The organism is Moraxella sp. CTOTU47724, assembly GCF_032014955.1.
Classification (GTDB): Bacteria; Pseudomonadota; Gammaproteobacteria; order Pseudomonadales; family Moraxellaceae; genus Faucicola; species Faucicola tetraodonis.
The window spans coordinates 27,133-42,170 of record NZ_DALZSV010000019.1; the positions used below are offsets into that span (position 1 = coordinate 27,133).

Here is a 15,038-nt window from a genome sequence, read left to right on the forward strand (position 1 = left end):
GATTGATTATCGCCTTTTTTATGGTTTTAGACCACGACCGATAGTGTTATCGAGTATTGCTTTTACGGATCGCCAAAATAATCATTATCAATAAAATGCTAAAAAACCCCAGTGATAATTCTGGGATACTAAAGCCTAAAAACGTCCAGTCAATCACCGCACACTCGCCAGAACCTTTAAATACTTCTTTCAACACTTGAGCAATCGGCAGCGTATCCATCCAATAGTCCAGCCCAGGACCACATGAGGGGACTTGGTCAGGTGGCAGGTGTTGAATCCATACATGGCGAATCGCCACAGCAATTGACCACAAAATGCCGAGCAGCGCGCCAAACATCAACAAAATCTTTGCCCAAGCTTGTTTTGGATTGAGTAAAAAGGCGATAAATGCAAAAATCCCCATCACAATTAAACCCACTCGCTGAAAGATACACAGCGGACACGGGTCTAATTTTACCACCCCTTGCAAATAAAAATAGGCGAAACTCATGCCAATAATACTGGCTAACGTCAATAGTCCTGCCAGTCCCCGATAACTTAACAAGCTGTGGGTCAATGAAGCATCACGCATAAAAAAACCATCAAACAATTTAGTGAAAAAGAATAAGCCAAACCATAGCGCTTAGAATTTTAGAAATTTAACCCTAAAAAATAATCAGTCCAACAATATCTGATTACTAGCACCTGCTAACTAGCGAAATTGACCCACATAGGCATAAAAATCTTGTGTGTCATTCTGCTCGATATCGGCTTGCTCACGCACAGAGTTTTTGGCAAGCTGCTCAAAGTAAGTCATTTGCTCAGGGACCAATCCTTGATGTCTTAAGCGATTGGCATGCATTTGCGCCAGTGACTTACCAAACTGCCAGCTACTATCAAAGCGTTCGGTATCGACTAATACTTGCGCTGACAGGGTATTGTCTGGATTTTGCGCTTTTGCCATCATCGATTGCCACGCATTGCGGTAATCATTGCTACCATAGGTGACATCCATGAGTTCTGATAGCTTACGCATACCTAGCAGATGCTGTAGTAGCCAGTCTTTAAATGCGACTTGCCCAGCTACTGTATCAATCATTAAGTTTGGCTCGCGCCCTTGATTGACGATTTTTTCTTGGTTTTGAGCAAGTAGGGCATCTTCATCGGGCAATAAGTCAGGACTATCTAGCAATAGACAGTACAATGCCAAAATTTCCATAAAACAGGCGGTATTTAAGCTGATACCGATTTCGCTGTACGGATCTAAGTCAATCGCTCGGAGTTCCACATAAGCGATACCGCGCTTGGCTAAGGCATCACTGGGGTTTTCGCCAGGTTGGGTAATTTGTTTGGGTCGAATCGGGCTGTAGTACTCGTTTTCAATCTGCAAAATATGGTCATTGATTTGAATGGGATAGCCGTTGTCGTCATCGAGTCCCAACGCGCTAAAATTAGGATGCGGCGTGTGGATGGCATTACGCAAACCTGCGACATATTCATCGAGACTGTTGTAGCGGATATCTAAATCATCTTGTACACTATTTTGATAACCCAGTTTGCCCATGCGCAGAGAGGTAGCATTGGGTAAATAGTAAGTTGATGCGTTCATTGGCTGTAGCGGATGCTCGCGACCCTTTAAAAAACACGCGCACACGGCAGGACTTGCACCAACCAAGTACAGCACCATACCACTTAGACGTTTGAAGTTACGAATCAGACCCAAGTATTTTTCATTTTTAAATTCAGTTAATGGCTGGGTATCACCTAACTGCTGTTGCCAAGCGGTGAATAAATTATCACCAAATGATAAATTATAATGCAATCCAGCAATGGTCTGCATACGGCGACCATAGCGGATGCCTAGACCGTGACGATAGAGGTTTTTTAGTCTACCTGAGTTTGAGGTGCCATAGTCGGCCAGCAAAATATCTTCATCGCCCGAAATCATACAAGGCATCGACATCGACCAAAATAGCTCATCATCGGTCAAAGCATTTTGTACCACAATATGCAAATCACGCAGCATATCAAGCGCTTCTTTTACCGTGGGTTTTGGCTCAGTAATGAGCTCTAACAAGCTTTCGGCGTAGTCAGTAGTGATAAAAGGGTGAGTGAGTTTTGAGCCAAGCTTTGCTGGATGTGGGGTAGTGGCGATATATCCCTCAGGGCTCATACGTAAGCCTTCTTTTTCGATACCCCGTAGCATGCCATGAATGTTTTCAGCGGTCAGCCAAGTAGGTAGCTGCAAAGAAGTACAAGTTTGAGGCGCTTGGGTCATAATTATCCTAGAATTATTTTTAATTGTGTGAAATTATGCCACCAAATTTATACAAACACTATCAAAATATCGTGATGACGAAATTACCAATTGCAATAATCGCCAAACGTAAAAAACCCACAGTAAATACCGTGGGTATGATAAAAACTATCCCATTATTTGATTAAGTGATAATTTTTACCTGAAACTTTTAATCAAAAAAGCATTAAGAGAAATCTAATTCAGTCTCAAACCCTTTTAATTCATGACGCGCCATAGCTAGGTTTGATTTTTGGCGATCAAGTACTAGGTACAAAAATAGGTTTTCATTACGGACTAGCGGACGGATTAAGTGATATTGTTTACTTAATGTGATTAGGATATCTTCGATCTTGTCGTTAAGACCTAATGCTTTAGCAGTTTTACGTTTTGCACGTACCACTTCAGTGTTACCCGCTGCTGCAACTTCAAGGTCGATACCATTACCGGTTGAGGCAAGTGCTAGACCTGATTCGCTGTCAACCAATGCAGCTGCAATGAAACCGTCGATGTTATTGAGTGAGTCTAAAGATAATTTAGCCATGATAAGCTCCTTGGTATTATTAAATGAATAATAAAGATTGCTTATTAATAATTGCTTAGCTAACAAACTTAAATCATTAACACATTTAACATTAAGTAATTAACAACAATAAATTAATATCAACCTATATTAGGGTACTTGATGATAACACGGTTAAGTGTCATCACGCTGTTGATAAAATCATTATTACGGATAAAGGCTAACGACACAAATCAAATCTGATAAACGCTGAAAAAATGTAGATGATTTTGTTCAAAGGTAACAAATACAGGATGAATGAAAATTAAAAGGCTAAACTTAACAGTTGCTGGCTATATTTAAGCTAAAGCCTTTTAATTATGCAAATGAACTAGGTAAAGAATCCCAGTAAAATTAGCCAGTAAAGCTAGATAGAAAATGACGAACCACAACCACAAGTCGTGGTGGCGTTTGGATTGTTGACGGTAAAACGCGAGCCTTCTAATCCTTCCACATAATCAATGGTTGAGCCATGTAGGTATTGGTAGCTCAAACTATCAACAACCAATGCTACATCATCGTTACTAAAGGTAGCATCATCATCGCCCAAGTTTTCTTCAAAATTAAAACCATACGAAAAACCCGAACAGCCACCACCCGTCACATATACTCGCAGCATCAAGTCGTTATTGCCTTCTGAATCACGTAGGTTACGCACTTTTTTAGCAGCATTATCGGTTAAAGTCATGCCATCAACCATACTATCAGTTACGGTATCGCTCATCGGGGGTATTCCTTATAAAAACTTTTTTATTATTATGGGGTGCTTGCTTTATACTATCAAGAATTTTTCCCATTTAATTTTAGTCAAATTTTTTGAGTTTTGAGCCGATTATGATAGAACTAAAAGATGCCAGTATTCGCCGTGATGGGCGGGTATTATTTAAAGATGTTAATTTGCAAATCCATCCAGGTTGGAAAATCGGGTTAACAGGCAACAATGGCACAGGTAAATCCAGTTTTTTTGCGACGCTATTGACCCAAAAAGGCGAAGGCGAATTGGCACTCGACACAGGCAGTCTATCGGTTCCAAACAGTTGGCAAATCGGTCATATGGCGCAAGAGATTGAAACCACTGACCAATCGGCGATAGATTTTGTGTTGAGTGGCGACAAAGAATACTTTGAGCTGCAAGATAAGATTAACCATCCAGATACCTTGTCAGAAGATGAGCTTGCCCATGTGCACGCGCGCTTTGATGATATCCATGGTTATAGTACCCCTGCAAAAGCCTCCCAAATCATGACAGGACTTGGGTTTAATGTTGCTCAAGAAAGCCAACCTGTGAGTAGTTTTTCAGGGGGCTGGCGTATGCGCCTAAACCTTGCCAAAACCTTAATGAGCCGTGCGGATTTATTGTTGCTTGATGAGCCGACCAATCACTTGGATTTGGATGCCATTTTGTGGCTTGAAGAATGGCTCAAAGCCTATGACGGCACGTTACTCATGATTTCGCATGACCAAGCGTTTTTGGATAATGTAGTGAGCAATATCTTGCACATTGAAAACCAACAAATGACCCTTTATACAGGCAATTACAGCACCTTTGTGCGTACCCGTAGTGAACGCCTAGCCCAGCAGCAGCAACAATTTGAAAAACAGCAAGAAACCCGTGCCCACCTTGAAGATTTTATTCGCCGTTTTAAAGCCAAAGCTTCTAAAGCCAAACAAGCGCAAGCCCGTGTCAAACAGCTGGAGCGGATGACCGAGCTAGCGCCTATCATGGCGGACAACCCGTTTCAGTTTCGGTTCAAATCCCCTGTGCAATTAACATCGCCATTATTGGTGCTAGACAATGCCAGTGTGGGTTACAACGGTGTACCACTTATCGAGAATATTCGCCTACAAATTACCCCTGACAGCCGCATCGGTCTGCTAGGGATGAATGGCGCAGGCAAATCAACGGTCATTAAAGGCTTGGTGGGTGAGTTGCCTATCTTGGCTGGGACGCGTAAAGCTGCAGATAGTTTGGTACTGGGGTATTTTAACCAACACCAAATGGATAGCCTCGATGGAGAAGCATCACCTATATTGATGCTGCAGCGTCTCGCAGGCAAAACTTCAGACGCTGATTTACGGGCGTTTTTAGGGAGTTTTGACTTTCGCGGTGACCGCATTGATACCAAAAGCAAGTTGTTCTCTGGCGGTGAGCGGGCAAGACTCACCCTTGCGCTCATCGTATGGCAGCGTCCCAATGTGTTGGTATTAGACGAGCCGACCAACCACCTAGATTTGGAGATGCGGCAAGCATTGAGCATGGCCTTGCAAGAATTTGAAGGGGCGGTCATTCTGGTATCACACGACCGAGAAATGATAGCCAATGTTTGCGATGAGCTATATTTGGTGCATGACGGGCAATGTAACATCTTTGACAATGACATCGCTTATTATAGTCAGTGGTTATCACAGACCCGTAAACAGCAAGCCAAACAAGCGAGCGACAATAAAAAACTCGAAGACAAAAAATTAGCCCACCAAAAAACAGATGTTTCACGTGAAACGTCTAACGTACCCAATGCGTTATCCAAAGAAGAACAACGCAAAAAATCCGCTGAACAGCGTAAACTTACCGCGCCCATCCGTAAAAAAATCGAAAACGAAGAAAAACAACTAGAAAAATTCATGGCGCAGCTAGGTGAGATTGAAGAAAAGCTAGGTGATGCAGGTCTGTATGAGGATAGCCATAAAGCCACCTTACTGAAGCTACTCGATGAACAAACCACGCTAAAAGGACAAATTGAAGCATTCGAAGAAAATGTGATGACTTTGATGATGACACTTGAAGAGATGGAAAATAATTTTAACTAGACAATAAAAAAGACAGCCTAGACTGTCTTTTTTTATTTAATCAAACATTATTTTGCATCAGCAAAATATTTTTGTAAGTCATCATTACCACCGATGTGTTTGCCACCGATAAACACCTGTGGGGTAGTTTCACGACCAGTAATGGCTCGCACTGAGGTAATACTCGCATCTTTACCAAGTACAATTTCTTCAAACTGAAAGCCCTTTTGAGTTAACGTTTCTTTGGCTTTGGCACAATGTGGGCAACCAGGCTTGGTAAAAATTGAGACAGAGGGTTTGTCTTGCCAGTTTGGGTCGATATATTTAATCATAGTATCAGCATCTGATACTTCGTATGGGTCATCACTGCCGCTGTCTTGGGGTTCGTCAAAGATTTTGACAATTTTACCATCATCGACCAGCATCGAATAACGCCATGAACGTTTGCCAAACCCAATTGCTGAGTCATCAATTAAGCGTCCCATCGCTTCAGCAAACTCACCGTTACCATCTGGAATCACGGTCACATTGCTACAGTCTTGGTCTTTGGCCCAAGCATTCATAACAAAGGTATCGTTGACTGAGACACACACGATGTCATCAACGCCTAGTTTGGCAAATTCAGTTGCCAATTCATTGTAGCGCGGTAAATGCAGTGATGAACACGTTGGCGTAAATGCCCCGGGTAAGGCGAATAATACTACTTTTTTGCCTTTAAATAATTCATCCGTGCTAACATCTACCCATTTGCCTTGCTGTTGGGTATGAAAAGTCACGCTTGGCACTTGTTTGCCAATCATATCGCTAAACGCCATATCCTACTCCTTATTATCGTAAATTGTTATACTACATTTTTTAGTAAATGAGCTATTTGCTTACTCATTATACAAACAAATAAGGTAAAAAACTGTAATCAGCGTTATTAAAAAGTTAATTATTTTAATAAGTATTTTAAATCATTACATATTTTATGATTTATTTTACATAATTATCTTTGATGCTAATAGCTAGTCAATTAGCTAGTCAATTGTTAAAAATTGACAAAATCAGTTATGATAGGGCAGATTTTTTAGATTTTATTCAACAAATTTGATAAGGAAAACCTCATGCCATCATTTGACGTGGTTTCAGAATTACAGTTATTTGAAGTTAAACATGCCGTGCAAAACACCGAGAAAGAAATCGCCACCCGTTTTGACTTTAAGGGCAGTGATATTAAAGTAGAACTCAATGAGAAAGACAAAAAAATCACCATCACCGCAGACAATGAGTTGCAGATGGAAAACGTGTATGCCATGCTTGAGAAAAACATGATAAAACGCGGGGTAGATTTGCAGTCACTCGACCCACAGGATAATCAAGGCTCGGGCAAACAAATGAAAAAGGTGGTCAATCTCAAAGATGGACTTGATGGCGATACCGCCAAAAAAATCAGCAAGGCATTAAAAGAGTCGGATTTGAAAGTATCGGCGGCGATTCAAGGCGATAAAGTACGAGTCAATGATAAGAAAAAAGACACGCTACAGCAAGCGATGGCGTTTTTGAAAGAAAAACAATTTGGTGTGCCACTGCAATTTAATAATTTTAAAGACTAGCACGCAAAAATTAGTACAAAACAACTATCATAAAAAAAGCCCTTGTCTTAAACAGGGCTTTTATTTTTACAGGTTACTATTAGAGACTTTCTTTTGTACTCGGCAATCTATTGAGTGCGCGTTCATCATATTCCACCGCCATACGCAGCGCACGAGCAAAGGCTTTAAAGGTACTTTCAATTTGGTGATGGCTGTTTTTGCCTTTCAAGTTATCCAAATGAATAGTTATCATGGCATGATTGACAAAGCCATAGAAAAATTCACTGAACAAATCTACATCAAACCCACCAATCATCGCACGGGTAAACGGGATATCCATGTGCAGTCCAGGGCGACCTGAAATATCCACTACCGCACGGCTAAGGCTTTCATCGAGTGGGGCATAAAAATGTCCATAACGCACGATGCCTTTTTTGTCACCAATCGCTTGTTTGAAGGCTTGACCTAGCGTAATACCAACATCTTCGACACTATGATGGTCGTCAATGTGGGTGTCACCGTTACAGGTAATATCCATGTCAATTAAGCCATGTCGTTTGATTTGGTCAAGCATATGGTCCAGAAATGGCACACCCGTGTCAATGGCGCCTTGACCAGTACCGTCAAGGTTGATAGATACGGTGATTTGGGTTTCGGCGGTATTTCGTGTGACAGTAGCGATACGCGATGGGCGAGTGGTCATGGTTTTCCCTTACAGTTAAAAATCACAGTCTTTTATGTTCAGCATCTTTTTCACGCTGTTTGACAACTTTACGCACTTTATCACGCGCACGGTCTTGTTTAAGCTTGGATAAATAATCCACAAAAACTTTACCATTTAAGTGGTCAATTTCATGTTGGATACATACGGCAAGTAAGCCTTGTGCTTCTTCAACAAACGGGTTGCCCTGCGCGTCGACAGCCTCAATTCTGACATGTTTGGGTCTATCGACTTTGTCATAATACTCTGGCACAGACAAACACCCTTCTTCATAGCTATATAATTCATCGGCTAATGGGGTGATAACAGGGTTGATAAACACCCGAGGCTGGCTGCCATCTTCAGATAAGTCCATCACTACCAATTGAATGTGCTCATCCACTTGTGTCGCCGCCAAACCAATACCTTTGGCGGCATACATGGTTTCAAACATATCATCAATCAAGGTTTTTAGGTCATCACCAAAGTGGGTGACAGGCTTGGCAAGGGTACGAAGTCTCGGATCTGGGTAATTTAAAATGGTACGTAAAGTCATAATCGGTCAACTGTTAATAAGGCAAATAATAAGGCAAAAATTATCTAAAAAAATTGGCATAGGGTAACGCAAACGCTAAAGTTTGGCTACTATAACTTATATATAGGTGCAAACCAATCGCTTCACAATAGCAAATAATCAATGATAATGATTGAGTGATTAAAATCTACCAAAACCAAATCATTTAAAAAAACGATTTAAAGAGAAAATTTATGAAGCCCCAATTATTTTATGCTATGCTAACCAAAATTTACATAGCGCAAATTATGAGTGATTTTGCGACACATAACACAACATTTGGCTATGATGTTTATAAGTAATGGTAAAGCGTATGCCATTTAAAGCGTTAAGCGGTTAATCTTGAGTATTGGGCTATGAAGAACTATAACACCACGACAATGAAAAAATTATCCTTCGCTTTGTTGGCAACCCTAGGTATGACAGTGACTTCGCTAGCCGCTGCTAACAACCCGCCGCCTCGCATCAAAGCCGATGCTCCCAACCGTTATGTGGTAAAAAAAGGTGATACGCTTTGGGATATCTCCGGTAAATTTTTAGAAAGTCCGTGGCGCTGGAAAGAAATTTGGGCGACCAATAAGCAGATTCGTAATCCGCATCTGATTTATCCAAAAGATGTGATTATCTTATGTGTGATTAAAGGGCAAAAATTGGTCGGTGTAGATACGGGTGAAGGCTGTGCAGGCATTGAAAAAGCCATGAACGCGCCAGTCACCACAACCACCGTGGTGAGTGCCGCAGGTAGTATCACTGCGATTCCTTTGACTGCCATTGAAACATGGCTTGAGCGCAATATTATCGTATCGCCTGATGACTTTAAAACTACCCCCTATGTGCTTGCTTCAAAAGATAAAAACATTATCACAGGTGTCGGTAACAAAATCTATGCCAAAGGCGTGCCACTCATTGTGGGACAACGCTATGGTGTGTATCGTGAGGGCGAACCGTATGTTGACCCAACCACCCGTAAAGTCATCGGTCTTGAAGTCACCCAAGTTGCCGCAGGTATCGTCACTAGCGTAGCATCAAACGGTGTTTCTAGTATCGAGCTTAAAAAATCGTATGGTCAAGAAGTGCGCGAAGGTGACCGTGTATTTGTCGAAGTCGGTCAGTACTTGCCGCCCGCGTTTTATCCAAAACCTGCCAGCGTTACTCGTGGCGGTCGCGTGATTCGCATTTTAAACTCAATTAGTAGTGCCGGTCGAGATGGGGTGATAGCCATTAATTTGGGCACCAGCCAAGGCGCTGAGCCAGGCGATGTGTTGACGGTTTATCAAAAAGGCGCTTTAGTCTTGGACGAATATTCACGCGTGAAAGGTGGGGCAGTACGCTTGCCAAGTGAGCAAATCGGTCATGTGATGGTATTTAAAGCATTTAACGATATTAGCTACGCTTATGTACTCGATGCCGAATCACCGATTCATGAGCAAGATTTTTTACTGCCTGCGGTCGGCAATTAACGCTTTCGCTTACCTTTGCTTACTTGCCCTTGATTGTGCTTGATGGGTAAGCGATTGTTCAAAAGCCAGTCATCTTGACTGGCTTTGCTGTCTTTAAAGTTTTTATTGTGAGAAAAATTTATAATAGCAAACATTCATAAGCCATATACATGCCTAAGGAATATACGTGATGCAGGACTATCAGCCTAACTTAAACCCGGCGCAGCAGGCTGCCTTATTGTTATGGCATTTAGTGAACTTATCGGTGCCTGTTTATAACAAGCTTGTAGCGCGTTTTGGTAGCGCTGAACAAGCGATTCAAGCCAAGCTGGCAGACTGGCAAGCACTGGGCTTGCATGATAATCACCACAAACGCTTTGCTGAGTTTATCAGCGCGAGTCGAACCAGCCAATTTTTGCATGATACGCTATTAGAACTATCACAAGGGCAGTATGGTGTGGTGTTTGATAATGACCCTTTATATCCGACTCAGTTAAAAAACATCTATGACCCACCCCCTTTGCTATTGTATCAAGGCAACTTATCTGCCTTAAGCCAACCACAATTGGCGATTGTTGGGAGTCGTAAACCTAGCCCACATGCCGAAAAAATTGCCTTTGATATGGCGCAATATTTGGCGCACGAAGGCTTATGGATCACCAGTGGCATGGCAGAAGGCATTGACAAACAAGCGCATTTAGGTGCGTTAAGTCTACAGATGACTGGCACACAAGGTGGTACTATTGCGGTACTGGGCAATGGTATTAAACATTGTTATCCAAAAAATCACGCCAGCCTTAAAGCCAATATTATTGCGTCAGGTGGCTGCGTCATTAGTGAATTATTGCCTGATATGCCAAGCAATCGTTACCATTTTCCAAGGCGCAATCGTCTCGTCGCTGGGCTAAGTTTAGCAACTCTGGTTGTAGAAGCCGCTGCCAAAAGCGGCTCGCTCATTACGGCCAGAGAAGCCAACGAGCAAGGCAAACAAGTTTTTGCTATTCCTAGTCATATTGACAACCTCAACGCCAAAGGTTGCCACCAATTGATTCGTGAGGGTGCGACCTTGGTCGATCATCCATCGCAAATTTTGGAAGATTTATCAATTTTTAAATCACCGATTGTCAAAGCCACTGAGGTTGAACCAGCGCTGATAGTTGCACAGGCAGTGAGCAATAGCCCTCAATTACCGTCCGAATCAGCGTCAAATACCCAGCCGCACCAAGCGCCATTGGCGATGGATGTGGCGCCGCATTTGCAGAAATTGCTTAATCAACTCGATTGGGTAGGGCAAGATTTAGACAGCTTGGTCGATAAGACCCACACCGATATTGCGACACTTATGGGCTGGCTGATTGAGCTTGAGCTCATGGGACTGGTGATGCAGCGCGGCGGTCTATATATGCGCTGCCGCCCTTAATTTTGATAAGCGATGAGCAAAAAAACTACCAAATAATCGAGGTATATAATGCAATTTAATGACACCCAGCTCGATGCAGTTCAGCAATTTTTACAAGCCGGCAATCTACTGGCTTATCCAACCGAAGCGGTGTGGGGAATCGGCTGTGATCCATTTAACGAAACCGCAGTGAAACAGATTTTAGCGATTAAACAGCGTCCAATCGAAAAAGGCATGATTGTTATCACAGGCGATATCGCGCATATTCAGCCATTCTTACAGCCGTTACCACAGCAAGTAGTTGATAGCATTGCGGCAAGTTGGCAGTCTAGCGATGCACAAGCCACCACTTGGTTGTTACCGATTCCTGCGACATTGCAAGGCAAAATCCCCGAATGGGTCACAGGTGGACGAGATAGCTTAGCCATACGAGTGATTAGCCATCCGATGATTGCTAAGCTTTGCAATCACATCGCCCACGCAGACCACAATAACCCGTTTGGATTTTTGGTATCCACGAGTTGTAACCTATCGGGTTTGACACCTGCTACTGATTTCGCGGCTGCTTATCAATACTTTGGTGATGCCATCGGTTATTTACTCGGCGACACCCTTGGATTTGTTCGACCTAGCCAAATTTTTGATGCCCTAACCCAACAACAAGTACGCGCTTAACACCTTATTTTTAGCAAATTTTATCTTCTCATGTCATAAATACGCAAATTTAGTGTGGATTTCATAGGAAAAACGCCATTTTGACCCGCAAATAATGCGACTCACTCTTGAAATCAAAGGGATTCACCATTATCAAAGCCAATAACTTTAACCGTTTTAACGTGTAACTGTTACCTTGGTGACGGTTACCTTGATAATAGGAGTGATGATTGATGAATTCAGCTGATAATAACCAAAATACGCAACCGCATAACCAAACTGACGCCGTCTCAACGGAGTTAAAAGATGCCATGGAACAGTTTGAGCCAAGTAACGAGCAAAAAACCATTCCTAGCGACATCAATTTGAGCACCTACGAGCAGCGTATTGCCGAGCTTGAAGGTCAAGTCAAAGAAGCCAAAGAAGCTCATGCCCGTGCCAATGCTGAAGCCTACAATGCGCGCAACCGCATGGAGCAAGAAACCGAAAAAACCAAAAAATTTGCTTTAGAAAAATTTGCCAAAGACCTATTAGACACTGTCGATAACCTTGAACGTGCGATTGAAAATAGCCAATCCGACAATGATCCTGTGCTTGAAGGCGTCAAACTTACCCACAAATCGCTGATTGCGGTGCTAGAAAAATATGGCGTTAAAGTGGTTAATCCACAGGGCGAAACATTTAATGCCGACCTGCATGAAGCCGTGGGCATTGACCCAGAGGCGAGCGCCAACCAAGTAGGTCAAGTACTACAAAAAGGTTATACGCTACATGAGCGTTTATTGCGTCCAGCCATGGTTCGCGTAGGTAGCTAGTAAGCAAGCAGTAAACAACGGATTGACCGATTGGTAACAAGTGTAGCAAAAAACTTTTGCTAACTGCTTGAAAAAAACCCTCGGTAAACCGATATAAAAATACAAGACAATGTGGTGCTCATCACCACTTACCATCAAAATAAAAATTGGAGAATTTAATTATGGCTAAAATTATTGGTATTGACTTAGGTACAACCAACTCATGTGTTGCAGTGATGGAAGGTGACAAAGTTAAAGTCATCGACAATGCTGAAGGCGCACGTACCACCCCATCAATCGTTGCTTATAAAGATGACGGCGAAATCTTAGTGGGTCAATCAGCCAAACGCCAAGCGGTAACTAACCCACAAAATACCTTATTTGCTATCAAGCGTTTGATTGGTCGCAAGTTTGAAGACAAAGTCGTGCAAAAAGACATCGGCATGGTGCCATATAAAATTGTCAAAGCTGACAATGGCGATGCTTGGGTTGACATCAACGGTAAAAAATTAGCACCACCCCAAATCTCTGCTGAAGTTTTGAAAAAAATGAAAAAAACTGCAGAAGATTATCTGGGTGAAAGTGTCACTGAAGCGGTAGTAACGGTCCCTGCTTACTTCAACGACAGCCAACGTCAAGCTACTAAAGACGCGGGTAAAATCGCAGGTCTTGATGTCAAACGTATCATCAACGAACCTACAGCGGCAGCTTTAGCTTACGGTATGGACAAGAAAGGCGGTGCAGATCGTAAGATTGCGGTTTATGACTTAGGTGGTGGTACTTTCGATATTTCAATCATCGAAATCGCAGACGTTGATGGCGAGCAGCAATTTGAAGTGCTTTCAACCAATGGTGACACCTTCTTAGGCGGTGAAGACTTTGATTTAACCTTAATTGACTACTTGGTTGAAGAATTCAAAAAAGAAAACAGTGTGAACCTAAAAGGTGACCCACTGGCAATGCAACGCTTAAAAGAAGCGGCAGAGAAAGCAAAAATCGAACTTTCAAGCTCACAAAGCACGGATATTAACTTACCGTACATTACTGCCGATGCCACAGGTCCAAAACACTTAGTGGTGAACGTAACCCGTGCCAAGTTAGAAAGCTTAACTGAAGCGCTTGTCAACCGTACCATTGAGCCTTGTAAAATCGCATTGAGTGACGCGGGCTTAAAAGCATCTGATATTGATGATGTTATCTTGGTAGGTGGTCAAAGCCGTATGCCACTGGTGCAACAGCGTGTTCAAGAATTCTTTGGCAAAGAGCCACGTAAAGATGTGAATCCTGATGAAGCCGTAGCGATGGGTGCAGCGATTCAAGGTGCGGTACTGTCGGGTGACAAAACTGACGTACTACTGCTTGATGTGACACCGTTAACGCTAGGTATCGAAACCATGGGCGGCGTGTTGACACCAATCATTGAGAAAAACACCATGATTCCAACCAAGAAATCACAAGTGTTCTCTACAGCGGATGACAATCAACCAGCAGTAACTATTCAGGTCTACCAAGGTGAACGTAAAATTGCCGCACAAAACAAATTGCTTGGACGTTTCGATTTGACCGATATTCCACCCGCACCGCGTGGCGTACCACAAATTGAAGTTACCTTTGACATCAACGCTGATGGCATCATGAATATCTCAGCGAAAGATAAAGGGACTGGTAAAGCACAAAGTATCCAAATTAAAGCCGACTCAGGTCTATCAGACTCAGAAATCGAGCAAATGATTCGTGATGCTGAAGCCAATGCCGCTGAAGATGCCAAATTTGCTGAACTTGCGCAAGTACGTAACGAAGCAGATGGTCGTATTCATGGCGTACAAAAAGCCATGAAAGATGCCGCTGATAAAGTAACCGATAGCGATAAAACCGCAGTAGAAGACGCTATCAAAGCGCTAGAATTGGCGGTTAAAGAAGATAATCTAGATGACATCAAGTCAAAACTTGAAGCTCTAGACAATGCCTTCTTACCGGTTAGTCAAAAAATCTACGCTGACCCAGGCGCTACCGCAGAAGCGGGTGATGCACAGCCACAACAAACCCAGCAAGATGATGGGGTTGTCGATGCAGAATTCACCGAAGTAAAAGATGACAACAAATAATCAGTTCACTGATTACAGCATCATAAAAATACCGCCGCACGGCGGTATTTTTATTTTATTTGAAAATTTTAAGAAAAAGGTGTTGACACCCATTCTAATTCACGTATAATACGCCACCATTGAGCGACGAAGAGTTTACAAATAAGTAAAACAAGTTACGAAGCTTAGAAAGAAT

The 15,038-nt window shown here is 42.5% G+C and carries 14 protein-coding genes; 7 read left to right on the plus strand and 7 right to left on the minus strand.

What is annotated here, in order from left to right; translation table 11 throughout:
- Positions 1–46: 46 nt before the first annotated feature.
- The 4 genes from RTR63_RS05825 to erpA all read right to left on the minus strand — a co-directional run bounded on the left by RTR63_RS05825 (position 47) and on the right by erpA (position 3,537).
- A complete protein-coding gene (locus RTR63_RS05825; protein ID WP_065253951.1) occupies positions 47–571 on the minus strand; it encodes a disulfide bond formation protein B in 525 nt (174 codons plus the stop codon).
- Between the two features lie 120 nt (positions 572–691).
- Positions 692–2,257: a glutamate--cysteine ligase gene (gshA, locus tag RTR63_RS05830; RefSeq protein ID WP_312523191.1), complete on the minus strand. Its 1,566-nt coding sequence runs from the start codon at positions 2,255–2,257 to the stop codon at positions 692–694.
- 205 nt (positions 2,258–2,462) lie between these two features.
- On the minus strand, positions 2,463–2,819 hold the full coding sequence (locus tag RTR63_RS05835; RefSeq protein ID WP_065253953.1) for a roadblock/LC7 domain-containing protein: 357 nt from the start codon (positions 2,817–2,819) through the stop codon (positions 2,463–2,465).
- A gap of 385 nt (positions 2,820–3,204) precedes the next feature.
- Positions 3,205–3,537: an iron-sulfur cluster insertion protein ErpA gene (erpA, locus tag RTR63_RS05840; protein WP_065253985.1), complete on the minus strand. Its 333-nt coding sequence runs from the start codon at positions 3,535–3,537 to the stop codon at positions 3,205–3,207.
- A 134-nt stretch (positions 3,538–3,671) separates the two neighbouring features.
- Between erpA and RTR63_RS05845 the strand changes: the two genes are divergently transcribed.
- The gene (locus RTR63_RS05845) at positions 3,672–5,645 is read left to right on the plus strand and encodes an ATP-binding cassette domain-containing protein (RefSeq protein WP_312385024.1); all 1,974 of its coding nucleotides are present in this window, start codon (positions 3,672–3,674) and stop codon (positions 5,643–5,645) included.
- 47 nt (positions 5,646–5,692) lie between these two features.
- On the opposite strand, the gene RTR63_RS05850 is transcribed toward RTR63_RS05845, so the two are convergent.
- Positions 5,693–6,439 (minus strand): glutathione peroxidase, encoded by a 747-nt coding sequence (locus RTR63_RS05850; protein WP_312385026.1) that lies wholly within the window; start codon positions 6,437–6,439, stop codon positions 5,693–5,695.
- Positions 6,440–6,730: 291 nt separating this feature from the next.
- Between RTR63_RS05850 and RTR63_RS05855 the strand changes: the two genes are divergently transcribed.
- A complete protein-coding gene (locus RTR63_RS05855; RefSeq protein WP_036591734.1) occupies positions 6,731–7,219 on the plus strand; it encodes a YajQ family cyclic di-GMP-binding protein in 489 nt (162 codons plus the stop codon).
- A gap of 79 nt (positions 7,220–7,298) precedes the next feature.
- Here the strand turns inward: RTR63_RS05855 and hisB are convergent, their stop codons facing one another.
- On the minus strand, positions 7,299–7,901 hold the full coding sequence (hisB, locus tag RTR63_RS05860) for an imidazoleglycerol-phosphate dehydratase HisB (RefSeq protein ID WP_060994950.1): 603 nt from the start codon (positions 7,899–7,901) through the stop codon (positions 7,299–7,301).
- A 22-nt stretch (positions 7,902–7,923) separates the two neighbouring features.
- A complete protein-coding gene (gene def, locus RTR63_RS05865; RefSeq protein ID WP_060994951.1) occupies positions 7,924–8,454 on the minus strand; it encodes a peptide deformylase in 531 nt (176 codons plus the stop codon).
- A gap of 374 nt (positions 8,455–8,828) precedes the next feature.
- On the opposite strand from def, the gene RTR63_RS05870 reads away from it, so the two are divergent.
- The 5 genes from RTR63_RS05870 to dnaK all read left to right on the plus strand — a co-directional run bounded on the left by RTR63_RS05870 (position 8,829) and on the right by dnaK (position 14,863).
- The gene (locus RTR63_RS05870) at positions 8,829–9,932 is read left to right on the plus strand and encodes a LysM peptidoglycan-binding domain-containing protein (protein WP_312523193.1); all 1,104 of its coding nucleotides are present in this window, start codon (positions 8,829–8,831) and stop codon (positions 9,930–9,932) included.
- 169 nt (positions 9,933–10,101) lie between these two features.
- Positions 10,102–11,331, plus strand: coding sequence for a DNA-processing protein DprA (gene dprA, locus RTR63_RS05875; RefSeq protein WP_312523195.1), 1,230 nt, complete (start codon positions 10,102–10,104; stop codon positions 11,329–11,331).
- Positions 11,332–11,379: 48 nt separating this feature from the next.
- Entirely contained in the window at positions 11,380–11,985 is a 606-nt protein-coding gene (locus RTR63_RS05880) for an L-threonylcarbamoyladenylate synthase (protein ID WP_219331731.1), read from the plus strand.
- Positions 11,986–12,197: 212 nt separating this feature from the next.
- Positions 12,198–12,779, plus strand: a complete 582-nt coding sequence (gene grpE / locus RTR63_RS05885; RefSeq protein WP_036591743.1) for a nucleotide exchange factor GrpE — start codon at positions 12,198–12,200, stop codon at positions 12,777–12,779.
- A gap of 161 nt (positions 12,780–12,940) precedes the next feature.
- Positions 12,941–14,863: a molecular chaperone DnaK gene (gene dnaK, locus RTR63_RS05890; protein ID WP_309593310.1), complete on the plus strand. Its 1,923-nt coding sequence runs from the start codon at positions 12,941–12,943 to the stop codon at positions 14,861–14,863.
- Positions 14,864–15,038 lie beyond the last annotated feature (175 nt).